The following is an 18,928-nucleotide window of genomic DNA, read 5'->3' as shown; positions in this document are numbered from 1 at the left end:
CATTCTCCTTAATAAATTAGTATGTTTGTAATTTAAATATTAAATTTGTTTTTCAACCATGAGTTATAATGCTACACGAAATAATATGAATTCAATCTCTGTTTGGACAGACTCCCCCTTGATGAAATTGTCCTTTTTCAGCATATACATCACCGCCAATCCACAGATGATCTGTTTGGCTGTTCAAAACTGTTTTGAATCCTCATACTATCATGAAATAAGACTTGCCTCTTAAAAAGCGGTGATCTTGCTTCACTATTTATTCAAATATTTCTGTTGTCTAAGTTGCATCCTTCTGGTATGCTTTCCCCTATTTTTAAGCCTGATTCTCATCGACCGGAATGAGTCAAGGTTTAGATATATTAAAGACCGCAAAGCTTTCTTGAAGAAGTGCTTGTAGCCTTTTTGTCACTAGTTTTACTGAAAATAAAGCTTTGAATCCACTGCACGATACAGATACATCCATTGACCTTTTACTTTGAAATACGTTTCATCGACGTTCCAGGAGTCATTACTTATGATTACGCCCGTACTCTTTCATCTAATTCCGGTTCATTTTGATGAACCCGCGCATAATGTTTTGTGAGCCATCGATAAGCCGCGTTCTTCCATCGTCACCACTAATATACGAAAGCTAAAGTAGTACCGCAGATACCATCTCTCTGTTCACAAAATTATGTCAGCCAGAACCCTTTTTTATATACTGCCAATCAATTTCAATATTTCCTCTTATTCTTTGAATAAGACTTAAAACTAATTGCTGTTCTTCTATATTAATACTCTGTAGAGCTGATGCATTGAAGTGTTTCTCTTTTTTTTCTATCAGTTTATATATTTCTTTTCCTTTTACTGTAGGGAATAGTTTTTTTATTTTTCTGTTCTCCTTATCACTTACTCTTTTTATAAATTCATTTATTTCTAACTTTTTTATAGCACGAGCTGCTGTAGTTCTATCTACTTTAATCACTTCAGCTATTTTTTCTTGAATCATTCCAGGATGTTCACAGATTTCAATGAGATACAAGTACTGTCCCCTAGAAAGTTGAAAATCTTTATATGCTATATTGCTGAGTGTATCTAAGCATCTTGCAATAACTTTAATCTCTTCAATAATTCTTTCCATAATACTTCCCCACTTATTTTTTCAAAATAGGTTTATAAGGAGCTTCACTAGAATTGCTTCTCTCTTTATCCAAAATAAGTATCTAAAAAGACGTTTTTAATACTCCTTTTAATAGGTTTTAGCTTTAATGTCTTTTCATACTTTGCTAATGCTATATCAAGCATAATCCTTTATCCATTTGTTCTTTGGTAACTGTTAACAGAGGAACCTTTGAACAACCTGTGATTAGGATTAATAATTTGAATTTCTAATCATTAATCCTAACCCAGGAATACGTCTATGATTTTTTATTCATTAGTTTTCTAATTATAAATAAATTCTCTTCTTTGTTTTATCTCAAGAGTTGCTAATGATCTGAAAAATAGGCTGGCTTTGGCCATTGTACAAATACAACTAGAATCTAATATTTATAAAATTATTTAAATGTCCGAAGGTATTCTGATACTTTTTGAAGCCCCTGTTCTAATACATCTGTTTTGCAGGCGTAACCGATTCGAACATGACTTTCTATATCAAAACAAGAACCAGGCGTGAGGAATGCACCGTTTGCTTTGAAGAGACCAATACAAAAATCTTCTGAAGAAACGGGGAGATCATATTTAAGCATAGCAGTTGTACCAGCACGTGGTTTAACATATGAAATTAAAGGTTCTTGTTCTACCCATGCGTCTAAAATAGTTAAATTTTCTTTAATAATTTTACGATTTCGATCTAAAATTTTGTCATAATTCTTCAATGCATGGACTGCCAAAATATCATCTAACATACCACAACTTATTGTTGTATAATCACGATGTCTAAAACACTCGTAAATTACTTCTTTTGGTCCAGCTATCCACCCAAGACGTAAACCCGCTAATGAGAGCACTTTTGACATACTAGATGTACTTATACCTTTTTCGTATAAATCTACAATAGATGGAACTACTAAATCGTCTTCTTGTAATAACTTACGATATACTTCATCACAAAGGATATAAGCATCATAAGAACGAGCAATTTCTACAATCTCTTCAAGCATTTCTTTTTCGATAATAGCGCCGGATGGATTGTTTGGATTATTAATTATTATCATTTTTGTTTTTTCATTTACTAAGGATTTCAACTCATTTAAATCCGGTAAATAATTATTTTCTTCTCGTAAAGGTAATAAGTCTACAGTTGCGCCAAATGATGTAGGAACTTCATATAATTGTTGATATGTTGGATGGACTGCAATTACATGATCGCCTGGTTGGATAAGAGAATAAAGTAATAAAAAGTTTGCACCAATGGCACCATTTGTTACTAGTACATTATCAGCATCAAGAGATTGATACTCATTTGATACTAATGTTCTAAAGTCTAGAGAGCCCTCAATATGCCCATACGTTAATTTGTTCTTGCCCAAATCAACGAGAAATTTTTCTGGATCTGTTCCATCAATTGAGATTAATTCGTTTACTGTTAGCGACTCTACACAAGTCTCTGCAATATTGTACACAGCTTCCACTTCGTATTCATTCATCCATTGTTCTACTGCAAATGTTTTAATATTCATAATAAATCTCCTTTGTATATATATTAAAGTGTTGTAATAAGACCGAGTTTCTTTTCAGTTGCTTGTTCTAAAAGATAGTTAGCTGTTAATAAATCTTGTAAAGATATTCCCGTACTATCAAAAATCGTAATATCTTCATTAGAAACACGACCGGCAACCTTACCTAAAATCACACTTCCTATTTCATCCTCAATTTGAATGGTTGTAATAAGTCCTTTTTTATATGGTACTTCAGTCTCACCTACACTAATGGCTTGACCTACATCGTCAACAAACACTCTTGCGTTAACAAAAAGGTTTTCATCGATTTCTTGCTTCCCTTCCATATCTGCACCTATACACGATATATGCGTTCCAGGTTTTACCCATTCTTTTTTAATTATAGGTTTACGAGCTGGAGTTGCGGTAATAATGATGTCAGCTTGTTCTGTTGCTTGTTGAATATCTTTGGTTGCTTCAAATGAAATGTTGATTCGTTGAAGCATTTGATTATAAAATTCTTGATCTAGATCTTTATAAGGAGCAAGAAGTTCCAATAATTTATCCTTAATCGATTTACAAAAATCATTAGCATGTTCAAAAGAATTAGCGTTGTAAACAGTTACTTTTTTGATATTCTCCATACTCATCAAGGTAGCTATAATTTGGTAAGGTCCTAAATGCCCTGAACCAACCAAAACGAGATGCTCTGAATCTTTTCTTGCCAAATATTTGGCTCCTATACCTCCAGCAGCTCCAGTGCGCATCATAGTAATAAACTCTCCACTCATGATACCTAGTGGCGCTCCTGTACGACTATCCAGCACTAGAACTGTCCCTACAACGGCCGGAAGGTTTTTAGAAGGATTATCCCCAAACCATGAAACTAATTTAAGACCAAAGATATTAGCACCTACTAATTCTCCTGACTTAATATCCATATCTGCTTTACCAGGTTCAAACTCATGAAATACCATCGGAAATAAAGAGGCCTCGTCTTTCTCCTTCAACGTATAAGCTCTTTCTACCAACTCTATTGTAGTTCTCATGTCTAATAACTCTTTAATATTTTCCTGATTTAAAACTCTAAATGGGAACAAAGTTATTTCCTCCTTTAATTTTTCATCTACAAAGTAGTTGCCACTACTAAGTTCCAATTAAATCTATCACAGTATAAACAATGTGAAAAATTGATTAATTTAATAGTATCTATTAAATAAACTTAGTGATTTAGCATCTCCAAAAATAAATTATAAAATTCATTAAAAAGAGGCCCAGCACATATTCTTATTAAATATGCATGAGCCTCTTGTTACTTATAGTTAATTTTAGTTATTATTCACCTTTTATTTTTTGATTGAAATGCATTAATGCAGTCATTCAAAGGAAAGTAACCCCCGCAACGAAAATATTTATGAAGATTCTGAATTAACCTGATTCAGTAATTTGGGACCTATAAAACTATAGTTAGCTAATTTATAACCAAGACACAAGCCAACTCCCTAAATATGCTAAAAAAGGACTGATAAAAGTAATATTGACATCTTTGTAACCTCTTAACACACCCTGTACAGAAGTCGCCTTGGCATCGGATTCGTAGAAACAAAGCTGCACGTAGAAAGTTACTTCAATCATAATAAATAATAAAACTGTAAGAACGAGCAATTCAACTATAAGGAGTTATACCTGAACCCATTGTTTAAATAATTAAAATTATTGTATCCCCGTTCAGTAAATGAGTTTATTTTTAACTAAATGACTGTAAACCTGACTATAAAGAGTTTAAACGACTCTAACATGATCCTAATTTAAATCATTCTTTTGATTTTCAATGCTAATCCTAACATTTTTGATTTCATATTCATCTTCTGATAGTATGAATATCATCTAAATTGTGTCCGCAATAAATTTATCACAGGCTAAAATAGAGATAAAATGAATTAATTTAATGGTAACCATAGAAAAACTTAATACTGTTAAATGCAAAATTATATCTATTTTTTCAGGTATGAAAGGAAAAAGTATGGAGCTTAGAAACTTGAAAACTTTCCAGGTTGTTGCCCAACACCTGAATATGACAAAAGCAGCTAAAATTTTAGGATACACACAACCAACTATTACGCTACAAATTCAAGTATTAGAAAGAGAGCTTGGTCATTCACTTTTTACTCGCATTGGAAAAAATACTTTTTTAACTCCCGCAGGTAAAAAGTTACAAAAACATACAGATAAGTTATTTAATGTTGTGGAGGAATTAGAAAGAGACCTGGAGGAATTGAACGGTCCATCTGGAAGACTCTCTATTGCTGCATCTGAATATTATTGTAGTCACTACCTATCAATTTTGGTAAATGCCTATATAAACCTTCATCCACAAGTTAAATTAAAACTTATACCTTCCAATAGTCTGGACGTTATTGAAAAAATCCTTAGTAATGAAGCAGATATAGGAATTATTGCATGTGAATGTAACCATAAAGATATTGAAAGTCATGTTCTTGGTGAAGAAAGGGCAGTACTAGTAGTTGCTGCAGAAATTTTAAAAGATAACACTAAAGAAAAAATATTAGAAAAATATCCTTTTCTAGCATTTCATGGAAACTGTAGTTTTGATACACTAATTAAACAATGCTTTTCCGAGATGAATTATAGACCGACGTCTATCATTGAATTCGGTGGAAGTGATGAAACCATTAGACGTGCTGTACTCAATCAAACAGGGATTGCTTTACTCGGGGAAAATGTCATTAAAGAAGAACTTGCGAACGGACTACTCGTTCCTTTACATTATTGTACTCAAACGATTGGAACATCTTTAATTTATTTAAAAACGCGAACAGAAGGAGCTACTATTAATTCCTTTAGTGACCTATTAAAAGATGCTTGGGTAGCTACAACATAGTAAAGAATGTCCTTTGCTTTCTAACCATAGCAAACAAAAAGTCCTCGAATAATATCATTTGATGTTATTCAGGACTTTTTGTTTTGTTTACTACTGTTGAATATTCTTTAGTAAATACTATCTTTTCAACTAATGTTTCAAATCGGACTATTCTTCATAATTTAGTACAAGTCCTATGAATAAGTTTATTGCAGTCTCTAGAACGTCCTCATCTATGTCAAATTTGGGGTGATGATGTGGATAAGCGCTCTTTTCCCCTCCGGTTCCTACAAAAATAAAAGCCCCTTTTCTTTTTTCTAAATAACAAGAAAAGTCCTCCGATGCCATGGTAGGATCTACGTGAACTAAAACTTCTGTCCCAAACACTGTTTTGACTGTCTTTCCCACAAAATGGCTCATTTCTTTATCATTCATCACAGGAGATAATCCCCCGAACAATTCTAAACTTCCATTCGCTCCAAAACTATTACAAATTCCTTCAATAACTTTCTTCATTTCACTACAAATATAATGTCTTGTATCATTTGATAAAGTTCGTATTGCCCCATACATGGATACCTTGGTAGGAATGATATTGTAAGAAGTTCCTGCTTCCATTTTCCCAACAGAAATAACAGCTGGATTCAATGGATCAATTCTTCTACTTATAATAGATTGAAGGGCTCCTATAATATGACTTGATATATAAACAGAATCTACTGTTTCATGAGGTGAAGCACCATGTCCTCCCATTCCTTCGATCGTTATACGGAAATCGTCTACTGACGCCATCATCGCACCAGAGCGTATTCCAATCTTTCCCTTCTGAAGGGGTTGCCACAAGTGAATTCCAAAAATCATATCGACTTCATTTAATACCCCTTGTCGTATTAAAGATTCAGCACCACTAGGAGACATTTCTTCTGAGGATTGAAAAATAAAAACGATATTTGGTTTTACTTCCCTCCTATGTTCGGACAACCACTTGGCTACCGCCAATAACACAGCCATATGTCCATCATGTCCACAAACGTGAGAAACTCCAGGTTTTTGTGAAATATAACTTTTTTCACCCTCTTCTTCAACAGGGAGTGCATCCATGTCGGCTCTAAGAGCAATAGTTGTGCTACCTTCTGTACCTTTAAGATATCCTACTATGCTCGGAGGTTCATAATTTAATATTTCTATATTCAACTTGTCCAAATGCTGTTTAATATATTTACGTGTTTCAAATTCTTCGCCAGATAATTCGGGATACTGATGAAAATATCTCCTATGTTCAATTGCCCATTTTGTTAATTTATTCAATTCAGCTGTTTCCATTTTTATTCCCCCTAGTAACTGATTTAAATTCCGATTCGCTTAAAATAGAATACTCGTTATTGTTAAATTGTAAATAAATCGATGTAATACAACTAATTAAAAGGTTTTATGATTGTAATTGAAGTTTCTTATAGTTAGTAAACAGCTTTCATTGAAATTAGAATTTTATGGAAAATTAATAAATTTAACTGTTTCATTTATAAAAAGAAAAAAAACAATACTATTAATTTATCAAATTGTAACTATAGGATTTTTCAATTTGTTAAATAAACAGAATAATTCTAATATTTTAATAACAGATGAAACAAAAGTAATGTGATGAATTTAAAGAGAGGGAGGAAATAACTTGGTTCAATTACAACAGAAAATAGAAGAGGTGAAGAGTGAAAAAACAAATAGCAGCAAAACAATCAATGTATTTGTTTTGCTGCTATTCGTACTATTGGTTGCCACTATACTAACCCACATTATTCCGGCAGGAGAGTATGAAAGGGTTGAACAAAACGGACGTGAAATAGTAGATGCAGGATCCTTTACCAGAATAGATCAATCACCCGTTCAATTCTTTAGTTATTTCAAAGCCATACACACCGGGATGGTGGAAGCAGCCGATATCATCTTTTTTGTTTTTATTATTGGAGGTACATTCGGAGTCCTTACAGCTACCGGTACAATCGAGACTTTAATGGTAGTTATGTCAAGAAAGTTCGCTAACAAGGAGAAAGGGTTAATTCCCGTTATGATGTTATTCTTTGCATTGGGAGGGTCTCTTATGGGAATGGCTGAAGAAACCCTAGCCTATATTCCAATTCTTATTCCTCTTGCTATCGCTCTAGGATTTGATGTATTTACTGGAACAGCCATCGTATTAATAGGAGCTTCAATTGGTTTTACAACTGCAGTCATGAACCCTTTTACCGTTGGCATTGCCCAAGGAATCGCTGGCCTTCCACTTTTCTCTGGAATCACATATCGGATTTTATTATTTATTGTTATGTATGTAGTAGGGGTTGGATTTGTTTACAGACATGCAATGAAAGTCAAAGAAGACCGTTCTATTGGGTATTTTGGCGGTTATCAGGATATAAACTTAGAGCAAATACTGAACTCGCCTGTTATTTTTGAAAGAAGACATAAATGGGTTCTCTTTTGTTTTTTACTTAATTTCATCTTTTTAGCATTTGGTGTAATCAAATTTCATTGGTATATTACAGAAATTGCAGCTCTCTTTATTGTACTAGCAATTCTCATAGGTCTGGTCGGCAGACTTTCAGCAGATCAAATCGTTCATTCTTTTATGAAAGGTTCAGCGGGATTAATTACAGGAGCCCTTGTCATTGGAGTATCTAGGGCAATATTAATCGTTCTTGAACAAGGACATATCATCGATACGATTTTACATCATACTTCCTCTGTCCTTCAACTTGTTCCTTCTGTGTTTAGTGCTGGAGGAATGTTTATACTCCAAGCTCTTATTCACTTTGTAGTTCCATCTGGAAGTGGACAAGCTGCTTTAACTATGCCAATTATGGGACCTTTGGCAGATTTAATTGGGGTTACTAGACAGACAACTGTACTTTCATTTTCCATAGCAGATGGAATTGGGAATATTATTTTTCCAACATCAGGGTATTTCATGGCAGCTATAACCCTTGCAGGGATTCCTTGGATACGTTGGGCAAAATGGGTCTGGCCTCTGATTCTAATACAATATGGAATAGGGATTATAGCTGTAATTATAGCTCATTTGATTAAGTACGGGCCTTTTTAACCACCAAATTTCAATTAATTCCCACTATTTTATATATATAATATTTTTATGAATCGCAAAATTATCAGCAATCTTGATCGTTCTTTACTAGAATATATCTATTTTATAATATAAAGCATCATGATAGAAACTCAACAATAAATCAAAAAAATATATAACACCTATTTTATGTCTATATTTGAATAAATAAAATAGGGATTTTAATATTGGGCAACTTAAACTTCTCCCTTTTTTCTGACTTAAACCCTTTAATAGAAGATTAATTACGTGACTTTCATACACGTTATTTTGAAATGGATTTCGAGATTCGGAGTCCATTATTTTTTTTACTTTTCCCCATGCCCATTCATCCATTTACTAATAGAGGTTGATACTTTATTAGCACAAGAGATTTCTCTTTACAACTATATCTATTGCATTCTGGTGTTCAAACGAAAACCGGAATTTTTTATGCAATTTAGTTATGATATTGAATCCTCATTGAACTAACCTGCCCCGCGCTCATTTGAAAAAAACGAAATTTAGTATAAGTGAAAGAATTGCACAATTGCTAGTCAATGCAGGAAGGGATTAAAATCGCCCGCTTCTTCGGATTCATCCGCTGCAAAACGCAATATATCCGCTGCCCCTCTGGATATATCCTCTATAAATGGTTTTATCCACCATTAGACGTTTCCCCTCAAAAAAAAAAGAGTTTCCAATTTTGGATACTCATTTATCAAGGGGCTCATACCATACGATATAATCAAACATTTTTACAACCTGCGGTATGAAGCCTTCTTCATATTCTTCCGGGTATTGAACGATCGCATAGTAAACGCGGTCGCCATATTGAAAAACCGGCACTGTACCCAATATTGAATAATTACTGCCCTTCTGACTAATGTCAAATTCTATCTCAGACCAATCAAATTGGTTCGGCGTATTATCAGATTGCTGTTTAATTTCAAAGTCGTTGCTTATCACAACCTCCCTCGCAAACTCATCCTGTCCTTCTATTGTCGCATTCGTACCCTCCCTTTTGGAAAATATCTGAACTTTGGCATCCTCATTTCTCTTGCCTGCAAAATTTGCAAAAACAATCATTGCATCTCCTTCACCAGAACTCGCCTCTTCAACGACCATGTCATCCACGATGTAGGTTGAGAATCCAAATGCCTGACTATGATGAAGCATGAATTGGAATAATTCTTCCATACCTTCTTATATGATCATATCCGTTTTCGTATTTGGCAGATCTTTTGTCGGATCATCGACCGATTCACCTGGAGGATCTTCATCTTGCACGACGATTTCCTTAGGATTATCATTTGGCTTTTCTGAAATTGGTGGAGATTCCTTATTTTCCTCCTGTACTCCTTTACAAGCACTAAGTCCTGTTACCAAAAAAGGCTGCCAAAATCAACAATATCTTTTTCATTGGAACCCTCTTTTCATGTATATACAATCAATCTAAGAATTGAATGTAAGTACTATCAGGTTTAGAGGTTTTTTTGTTGCAATCCCCTCTTAACGGGTTTTTTAGCTGATAAAAAGAGGGCACATATTAACCATGTATAATATGTGCTCTCCAATTATTTATTAAGGTTTTTTATAATTTAAGGTCTTGATAATCTTGTGCAATCTCTTTTACACGAAGTTAGTTCATGAATACTTATCCATGGAATGTGGTGAATATTCTACATTGGAATCATTGTGCTTTTCCAAGTTCATTGTCTTCACCACTTTTGTGCTTTTTTCTCTTCTTTATTATTACGTGATAATAAATATAAGAGGCTACCATGAAAGGTATAGCACAGTATAGCCCTAGTCTTTGATTAGGGATAAAAATAAGGCTAATTAACACAATTCCGTATAACACGAATCCCAAGATCGGTACGAGTGGATAAAGAGGTGTTCTAAATTTTAAATCGTTTACATTTCCACCTTCTGCTATAAACCTTTTTCGAAAAAAGAACTGTGATGCACATATAGACATCCATACGACAATGGTAATCACACCAGAAATAGAAATAAGCCATACATAGACAGTTTCTGCAGCCACAACACTAGTAAGAAGTGAGAGGGCCGATATGGATATCGTGATAACTAGTGCATTCAGCGGAATACCTCTTGAAGATAGTTTACCTACCAAAGATGGGGCCATGTCAGTTTTTGAAAGTGACCAGAGCATTCTTGAGGCTGCGTACAGTCCTGAATTGGCTACAGAAAGAACAGCTGTAAGGATAACAAAATTCATGATATCTGAAGCATATGGAATCCCGATTCTGTCAAATACGGTAACAAACGGACTTTCAACTAATCCTGCCGTTTTCCACGGTATTAGTGCAACAAGGACAAACATCGCCAATACAAAGAAGAACATGGTACGCCAAATTATATTTCTAATGGAACGAGGGAGTGTCTTATCTGGATTTTCACTTTCTCCAGCAGCGATTCCAATGAGCTCAGTTCCCTGGAAAGAATAGTTCACAGTAACCATTGTTAAAAATATGGCAAGAATTCCATTGGGGAAGAGACCACCGTCACCTGTAAAATTCGAGAAAAACGGAGCAGTTTCATCCCCTTTTAGGTTAAGGAAACCAAACATAGCTGCCCCCCCAAGGATAATAAAGAGAACAATAGCAGTCACTTTAATGCTAGAAAACCAAAATTCTGTTTCTGCAAAACTACGAGTAGACAAAGCATTTAGTGAGAATATGAGAATTCCGAATACCAAACACCAAATCCAAACAGGCACTTCCGGAAACCAACGCTGCATAAGAATACCTGCAGATGTAAATTCTAACCCGATCGTATTCGCCCAACTTAACCAATAAAGCCATCCAATCGTAAATCCGGTTGAAGGGCTGATATATTTCGTAGCATATGCTTGAAAAGATCCCGAATTTGGCATAGCCACTGTTAATTCACCGAGACAAAGCATAACTAGATACATAAGAATCCCACCTAGTACATAAGCAAGAACGGCTCCTCCGGGTCCTGCTTGACTAATTGTGAATCCTGATCCGAGAAATAATCCAGTTCCAATGACACCTCCAAGTGCAATCATGAACAAATGTCTGCTTTTCATCGTGCGCTTTAATTCATCGTTTTCCTTATAATTCCCCAATTTTTAACCACCCCTTCTTGGTTGAATAATAAACCGAAATCATTTCGAATATTAGGATAATTCAAATCTTTTTTTCGTATATATTTCTAGGAAAGTAGATTTTTTCTTTTCCTTATGTTAATTATTTCTTGCCTATATCCGTTTTTTATCTCATTAGTAATCGAGTAATAGTAACTGAGAGCATATCTCTTAAAACATTAAATGCATTGTCGATATCTAGTCGTTCTGTCCATTTATGGGCATCCCTACCTATAGGCCCGAGGTTTAGCACTGGGATGTTTAGTTCTTCTAATACATCTAAAGGAATGCTATATCCTTTATCCCAAAGAGGCATATTGGAAGTCAGGCATCCTAAGCTTGATATGGGTGTCTGTAAACCTGTGTAGCTTAAGTCAGATAGACCTGCGAAGTAATTTTGTTTTTTAAGTTCTATATTATAATTCTCTTTAGCATAGTCCATCATTTCTTGGACTACCCACTGAATACGCGGGTGTTTTCGAGAGCTTACCGATGGATAATAAGGAGGTGCAAAAAACATAACAATCATTGGTGAAAGTTCTTTACATAAAATAGTGAACTCCTCCACCAAATGAATAGACACATCGCGATCATCCTTGTTACCTCTATTGTTTATCACGTTTGCCTGAATACGCTCTACTTCTTCTTTACCATAGGTTTTTAAAGCGTACTGTAGTAATTCATCAAAGTTTAACACTTTTACGTTTACTTCTTTTGCGATAGATTCTTCGAGTGTAGAAAAGCGAATAGCTTTTTTTCGATAGCCTTGTTCAATGCTTCGTGCCACCTTTTCTGCGCTTTGTCTCAGCTGGGTCACTACTGTATCCATCGACTGTTCCATCATAAACATATTAAATAGGGTCACAGCTCGATGGGGTATTTGTACATTGTATTCCTTTTTTAGATCCTTCTGCATGAGATTAGTAGGAGGAGGCGTGACTTCCCCTTCCACTGCTTCACAGAATTCTGTATTTAACTCTAACTCACATGTCAATTGAGAAGCCATATAATTGGCGTTTAAGCCCGAAAAAGGCTCACCAACGTGGGTTTCCTTCCCATAACAGAGGAATCCAGGTAAAACCTTTCCTATAGAACCTGAATAGATATACTTATTCTCATCCCCAGGATATCTGGAAAACATAGGCTCTGAATTTAAACACGCTATATAATCAAGATCATGCTGCTTTGACAGCTCTGATAAGATAGGTGCAGCATTCCGCATGCCAACGGAATTCACTTCTTCATCACAAACACTTAAAAGAAGTATATTTCCATCAAATGCATCCGTACATGCTTCTTCGATAAGGGACATATGGAGCGCTAGTCCACACTTCATATCCATCGTTCCCCTACCAAATAGCCAATTTCCTTGTTCTAAATCTTTTTGGACATTTTCAGGCATGCTGTGCTTGTTTTCATAAAATAATGAAGTTATTTTTTTCGGGTTAAAGGCAAATTCCTTCCAATTACCATAATCCTCTACTCCAACGACATCAAAATGACTTACGAGGATAATTGTCTTTTTTTCGTTCGCTCCCTTTTTTACGAGAGCCGTAACAAATTTGCGATTGTCTTCTGTCTGATGCAGATTTAAGTACTCTGCATTTTGTTGAAAATAAGGAAGCTCACGTAGCTTTTTTTCAACATACTCGGCGACGGTAATCTCAGCATTACTATGGGTTACGCTAGGAATTTGGACGAGTTCGCACAGTAGGTCTAATAATTGATTTTTCATTTGCCATCTACCTTCAAGTGTTGTGGTTTTCTGTTGAAGTATTTTCATTTGATATCTCCATTCAGTTATTTAGTAGAAATAAAGATTGTTTTTGTATTTGTATACAATAAATCTCGCGATTGTGCCTAATATGTAAAATTAGAAGGCGCAATCAAAGGATAAGGGTGATTAAGTTAAGAATGTATTCTTGCATTACAAGTACTAGATAGCTATTTCTACTATATGTGTACGTATTTATAATATTCAGAAAAATATCCTTATTATGGAGTAGTTCCAAATCTCCTAGATACATTTTTTATATGTTTCGTCATGCATTCAGCAGCTTCTTCCGCGTCTCTTCTTTCAAAAGCCTCTATAATTTGCAGATGTTCTTTTAGTGCTTCTGATGAGCTCGTTTGTATTGTATTCGTTAGAATGACATACCTTTGTAGCTGGGTGCAAAGAGAGCTTACGAATTCTTTCAATTTGTTGTTATTTGTGAAATCAGCAAGATAGCAATGAAATTGGGTGTCTAAACTAATGAAATGGCTAAAATCTTTTTCCTCTATGCTTTGGCGCTGCTGCTCACAAAGATCTTTTAAAAATAATAATTGCTCACTATCCATGCTTACACAGGCAAGCTGAGCAGCAAGAGGTTCAAGTGATTCTCTTAGAACTTGGTATTCTTGTACTTCGCCGACGGAAATAGTACGAACCCGTGTATGCTTTGAAGTTTCCATTTCAACTAACCCTTCAAATTCTAGCTTTTTTAGCGCTGTACGGATAGGAGTTCGACTTATCCCCAATTGTTCGGCAATTTGCTCTTCTACTAAGTATTCCAAAGGCTTTATTTCATTATTGATAATTGCAGTTTTAAGCATATTATACGCTTGATCAGATAACGAACCTGCAGACTTTAATTTTCGCATTATAAACTCCCTTTAAAAGTAATCGCTGTAGAATCTATACAATGTATACAATACAATGTATCTAAATTATAAGCAATCCACCTCACCAATTGTTCCATAAATGCTATTAATACTGATAAGAGTGCAGTTAAGCGCTTCCACTTTCTCGGATGTTTTCGTGTTGTAGAATTTGTTATAAATCCAGTTCCTCCTAATAAAATCTCTTATTATTGAGCGTAAAATCAAATAATGTCATCTTGACGCTTTTATCAAATAGAGATTGTCTCCTTTCTTCGGTTAGAGCGTCTATTGTTGCATACTGGCTAATTCGTACTTGAGCAAGCTCAATTCTAAAGATGACCTTTAGCATTTCTCTAGATAAATAAGTAGTTGTAAATAAAAAAACAATTCTTCATTCAGTAATTGAATGAGATTTAGTAAGACCGTCTACAATAATGATTTTCTTCCTCATGCCTTGAACAGAAACCATTGGTACAGGACTGTTAATGGTTGCTAAATGTACTAATCCTTTAAAACTATCTGCCTGCACCAATTAAAGTTCTGCATTTTTTAAATGTACCGGGATGTATATCTAACTTTGTTCTGAGAAAACAAATCAATCAAATTTGTGGCTACTTCTATCAAACTGTTGCTGCTTTTTTACTTTTCAGATCTGTAAAATAGTCACCTAGTATTCTAAGTCCTTCGTCCAATACTTTTGGATCACCGAAAGCATATCCAATTCTGAATGAATGAGGGATTTCAAAACAGTCACCATGACAGAGCAATACACCCGTTTTTTCATAGATGTCATTACATAATTCATCACTTGGAATATCAAAATCATATTTTATAAAAGCCGTAGTACTGAAACTTTCGTAATTACACGATAAATATGGTTGAGTTTTTATCCATTCGTCAAAAATCATTTTACTTTCTCTGACAATTTCTTTACTTCTTTCTAAAATTTTATCGAAATGTTCTAAAGCTATTGCTGTTAATAATTCATCAAATACTCCACAACAAATAGTGTCAAAGGAACGTCTATTTTCAAGTCTGTCGTAAGTTTCTCTATCTCTTGTAACAATCCACCCTAATCTAGTTCCTGCCATTGAAAACACCTTTGAGGTACTGCTTGTCGCAATTCCCTTATGATATACATCTACAATTGAGGTCATGTAGCCATTGCCTAAACCTCTGTAAATTTCATCGCATAGCACATAAGCGTCCACACTTTCGGCAACTTTACATATTTCCTTTAACATTTCTTCTTCAATAAGGGCCCCTGTTGGATTGTTAGGATTAGATAATGTAATCATTTTTGTTTTTTCATCAACTAAATTTTTTAATTCATTCAAATCCGGCAAATAATCATTTTCTTCCTTTAACTCAAGGTATCTTACTTCAGCTCCTAAAGATTCTGGAAGTGAATAATGCTGCTGATAATTCGGTATAATTGCAATCACATTGTCCGTCGGCTCTACTAATTCAGTGATTACCATATTATTAGCACCTGTTCCTCCATGAACTGTCAATACCATATCTGGGGTTACTTCTCTATATAAATTGCTTAATGCCCTTAAAAGCCTATCTAATCCAAAAAAGTGTCCATAATGAAGACTCATTTTTTGTAGTTCTTTTAAAAATTCATTCACATCTTCTCCAATAAAATCAAACAACTCTTCAACCGTGAACGCTTTCACACAACTTGCACCCAAATTAAATTTAGCGGAATCAACTCTTGGATTTAACCACTTTTCAAGCTTAAATTCTTTAACATTCATATATAATACTCCTCCCAAAGTTAATTATTCAAATGCACTTACTGTTCTTTAAGGCGTAAATAATACAAAACAGTGATTATCTTTAAATTAATTAGATCTCAATAAAAGTACCCAAATTCTTTTCTTTCGCTAAATCAATTGCCACTTTTGCAGTTATAAGATCCAACAAAGCAATTCCGGTAGTATCATAGATTGTAATTTCTTCATTTGAAGTTCTTCCTTTTACTTTCCCCTCCAAAAGTTCACCTATTTCACCAGAAATATCCGACTCTCTAACTACCCCTTTTTTTACTGGTATTTCTAATTCCCCTACTTCAATGCACTGCGGTTTATCATCTACAAAGATACGTGCTCCTCTAAAAATCTCCGGATCAATTTCCTGTTTTCCTTTCATATCTGCTCCAACACAGCTAAAGTGTGTTCCTTTTTTTACCCAACTTTTTTCAATAAGTGGACTTCTTGAACGAGTAACAGTTATAATTACATCACTATTCTCTACTGCCTCTTTTAAATTTTCTGCAACCTCAAACCGAATATTTGTAGAAACTGTGATTCCAAATTCTCCTTTTAACCTATCGACAATACCTGACACAAAGTCTCTTGCCTCATCTACATTTCTTGGATTGGCAACTCTTACTGTATTAATTTGAGGTAGCAATAGAAGAGTTGCTGCAAGCTGGTAGGCTGCCTGATTTCCTGATCCTACAATCAACAGGTTTTGCGAATCCTCCTTAGCTAACATCTTTGCTCCAATTGCTCCTGCTGCACCAGTTCTCATACATGTAATATAAGAAGCATCCATAACACCTAAAGGAATTCCCGTGTTAGAGTCAAATACCATCATCATTCCATTAAAAGTAGGTAGGCCTTTTCCTGAGTTATGAGGAAATGAATTTAACATTTTTAACCCATGCAATTGCACTCCCTTCACATAACCAGACTTTATGTCCATAACCCCTTCCTCAGGTATAAAATCATAGGCTACGTGAGGCCAAACTTCTGTTTTATCTTGGGATTTTAATTGGTATACCTCTTCTACGCCTTTAATGACTTGATTCATTTCTAAGGTTTGTTTTATTTGATCACGACTAAGTATACAAATTTTCATCGCAATCCTCCCCCCTTTCTATTGATATTATTGAACTTTCACAATTTTATTATAAATACACCCATCGTTAGGGTTCAAACTTTACATTTGTGATTTTCACTAAAAAAATCATTACTTTTTTATAATTTTTTTCAACGAAAAATTATATTTACACTATTAATTAATTACTTCTTTATAATCTAACTATATAAAAACTAGAAAGGCCCATATTGGATATATTGGGCAACAAGTAAAGCAATGATGCCACAAATAACCTGAATAACTAAGAAAGGAAAAATCCACTTTACCCATTTGGAATATGCCATTCCTGTGATAGCTAATGCTGCCATAAGGTAACTCGATGTTGGAAAAAAGAGATTTGTAATGCCATCACCGAGTTGATAAGCAAGTATAGCCGTTTGTCTAGTAACGCCAACTAGATCGGAAAGAGGTATCATAATTGGCATTGTCAATGCCGCTTTTCCACTGCCAGAAGGCACAAAGAAATCCAGTGTCATTTGAATACCGAACATACCAAGTGCAGTAAAGGCAACTGGGATGTTCGCAATTAAATTTCCTGCATGATACAGTAGGGTATCCATTATATGGCCTTGTTCGAGTACAACTAAAATTGAACGTGCAACCCCTATGATTAATGCACCTTCGAGCAATTCTTTAGTACCTAACATAAAATTTTCTGCTATTGAGTTTGGGTGTAGGCGTCCTACTAAACCAATAAGAATTGCAAAAAGTAAGAAAAGACCTGCGATGTCCAAAATGAACCAATTATATTTCAAAACACCAAATATTAGAACAACAAAGTTTAAGGCAAAAAGTAGTAATATAAGTTTATTTGTAGTACTCATTTTTGTATTAGTACCGAGATGATGATTAATATCATCTCGACTAAAATATCCATAGTGACCTAAATCAGGATTCTTTTTAACTTTCATTGCGTGTCGATGAATGAAGTAAACTGCAATGACATAGAGAACTATTAAAAGAATTAATCGTAAGCCAATACCAGAGAATATAGGTAGATCGGCTAATTCTTGAGCAACACCTATAGTAAATGGGTTCATTATAGCAGCAGTAAATCCAACAGAGGCGCCAACTAATACAATGGCTAATCCAGTTATAGTATCAAAGCCTAGCGCAATGACAAGTGGCACTAAAATAGGAATATATACTAGGTTGGATTCTGCAGCACCAGTTAGTGCACCTAGAAGAGCAAAAAATAAAACTAAAGTTGGGATAATTAATTTTTCACGTTGGGCCAATGTATTAGATAACATTAAAATTAATTCATCAATTGCTCCGGTTGCTTTTAAGATTCCAAAATACCCTCCCATTATTAATACAAAGAAAACAACACCAGCTGCTTCAATCATACCAAGTGGTATACTACCTACAACACCGAGAACACCTACTGGGCTAGAATCTATATATTCAAAAGTTCCGGCTTGAACAATTGTGCGTCCATTTTCTTCAGCTCTTTCAAATGATCCCGCAGGTACAATGTAAGTAAGAATTGCTGCAATAATAACAATAATAAAGAGTAAAACAAAAGTATTTAAACCTTTTCTTTCTTTATGTTTTTCTTTTATGTTTACATTTACATCTTCATTTACGACATCTACTTTTTGGTTAGAATTCATATAATTCCCTGCCCCCTTGTTTAACAAATT

General features: G+C 34.6%; 14 protein-coding genes and 1 pseudogene. 2 read left to right on the top strand and 13 right to left on the bottom strand.

The window, feature by feature from the left end; all coding sequences use genetic code 11:
- Nucleotides 1-63: 63 nt before the first annotated feature.
- From ACJ9PY_RS11690 to ACJ9PY_RS11675, 4 genes and pseudogenes are all read right to left on the bottom strand, one after another.
- Nucleotides 64-666, bottom strand: a pseudogene (locus ACJ9PY_RS11690) (DDE-type integrase/transposase/recombinase); the annotation flags it as partial.
- 13 nt (nt 667-679) lie between these two features.
- Nucleotides 680-1,123, bottom strand: a complete 444-nt coding sequence (locus tag ACJ9PY_RS11685; protein WP_411740068.1) for a MarR family winged helix-turn-helix transcriptional regulator — start codon at nt 1,121-1,123, stop codon at nt 680-682.
- Nucleotides 1,124-1,538: 415 nt separating this feature from the next.
- Nucleotides 1,539-2,663, bottom strand: a complete 1,125-nt coding sequence (locus tag ACJ9PY_RS11680) for an aminotransferase (protein WP_411740067.1) — start codon at nt 2,661-2,663, stop codon at nt 1,539-1,541.
- 23 nt (nt 2,664-2,686) lie between these two features.
- Nucleotides 2,687-3,742 carry an ornithine cyclodeaminase family protein gene (locus tag ACJ9PY_RS11675; protein ID WP_411740066.1) on the bottom strand — a complete coding sequence of 352 codons (1,056 nt, stop codon included), beginning with the start codon at nt 3,740-3,742 and terminating at the stop codon, nt 2,687-2,689.
- 848 nt (nt 3,743-4,590) lie between these two features.
- Between ACJ9PY_RS11675 and ACJ9PY_RS11670 the strand changes: the two genes are divergently transcribed.
- A complete protein-coding gene (locus ACJ9PY_RS11670; protein ID WP_411740065.1) occupies nt 4,591-5,544 on the top strand; it encodes a LysR family transcriptional regulator in 954 nt (317 codons plus the stop codon).
- Nucleotides 5,545-5,691: 147 nt separating this feature from the next.
- Here the strand turns inward: ACJ9PY_RS11670 and ACJ9PY_RS11665 are convergent, their stop codons facing one another.
- On the bottom strand, nt 5,692-6,846 hold the full coding sequence (locus tag ACJ9PY_RS11665) for a M20 metallopeptidase family protein (RefSeq protein ID WP_411740064.1): 1,155 nt from the start codon (nt 6,844-6,846) through the stop codon (nt 5,692-5,694).
- 346 nt (nt 6,847-7,192) lie between these two features.
- On the opposite strand from ACJ9PY_RS11665, the gene ACJ9PY_RS11660 reads away from it, so the two are divergent.
- Entirely contained in the window at nt 7,193-8,617 is a 1,425-nt protein-coding gene (locus ACJ9PY_RS11660; protein WP_411740063.1) for a YfcC family protein, read from the top strand.
- 711 nt (nt 8,618-9,328) lie between these two features.
- Here ACJ9PY_RS11660 and ACJ9PY_RS11655 read toward each other — a convergent pair.
- The 8 genes from ACJ9PY_RS11655 to ACJ9PY_RS11620 all read right to left on the bottom strand — a co-directional run bounded on the left by ACJ9PY_RS11655 (nt 9,329) and on the right by ACJ9PY_RS11620 (nt 18,898).
- Complete coding sequence (locus ACJ9PY_RS11655) at nt 9,329-9,814, bottom strand: hypothetical protein (protein ID WP_411740062.1); 486 nt, start codon at nt 9,812-9,814, stop codon at nt 9,329-9,331.
- Between the two features lie 6 nt (nt 9,815-9,820).
- Nucleotides 9,821-10,003, bottom strand: coding sequence for a hypothetical protein (locus tag ACJ9PY_RS11650; RefSeq protein WP_411740061.1), 183 nt, complete (start codon nt 10,001-10,003; stop codon nt 9,821-9,823).
- Nucleotides 10,004-10,307: 304 nt separating this feature from the next.
- Entirely contained in the window at nt 10,308-11,690 is a 1,383-nt protein-coding gene (locus ACJ9PY_RS11645; protein ID WP_411740265.1) for an amino acid permease, read from the bottom strand.
- A gap of 184 nt (nt 11,691-11,874) precedes the next feature.
- Nucleotides 11,875-13,530 carry a M20/M25/M40 family metallo-hydrolase gene (locus ACJ9PY_RS11640; RefSeq protein ID WP_411740060.1) on the bottom strand — a complete coding sequence of 552 codons (1,656 nt, stop codon included), beginning with the start codon at nt 13,528-13,530 and terminating at the stop codon, nt 11,875-11,877.
- Between the two features lie 212 nt (nt 13,531-13,742).
- Nucleotides 13,743-14,390 carry a GntR family transcriptional regulator gene (locus ACJ9PY_RS11635; RefSeq protein ID WP_252297891.1) on the bottom strand — a complete coding sequence of 216 codons (648 nt, stop codon included), beginning with the start codon at nt 14,388-14,390 and terminating at the stop codon, nt 13,743-13,745.
- Between the two features lie 620 nt (nt 14,391-15,010).
- Entirely contained in the window at nt 15,011-16,153 is a 1,143-nt protein-coding gene (locus tag ACJ9PY_RS11630; protein ID WP_411740059.1) for an aminotransferase class I/II-fold pyridoxal phosphate-dependent enzyme, read from the bottom strand.
- A gap of 91 nt (nt 16,154-16,244) precedes the next feature.
- Nucleotides 16,245-17,261: an ornithine cyclodeaminase family protein gene (locus ACJ9PY_RS11625; RefSeq protein ID WP_411740058.1), complete on the bottom strand. Its 1,017-nt coding sequence runs from the start codon at nt 17,259-17,261 to the stop codon at nt 16,245-16,247.
- A 194-nt stretch (nt 17,262-17,455) separates the two neighbouring features.
- A complete protein-coding gene (locus tag ACJ9PY_RS11620) occupies nt 17,456-18,898 on the bottom strand; it encodes a YfcC family protein (protein ID WP_411740057.1) in 1,443 nt (480 codons plus the stop codon).
- Nucleotides 18,899-18,928: the final 30 nt, after the last annotated feature.

The organism is Peribacillus sp. S4, assembly GCF_046715815.1.
GTDB classification, from domain to species: Bacteria; Bacillota; Bacilli; order Bacillales; family DSM-1321; genus Peribacillus; species Peribacillus frigoritolerans.
This window is presented reverse-complemented; position numbering and strand designations above follow the sequence as displayed.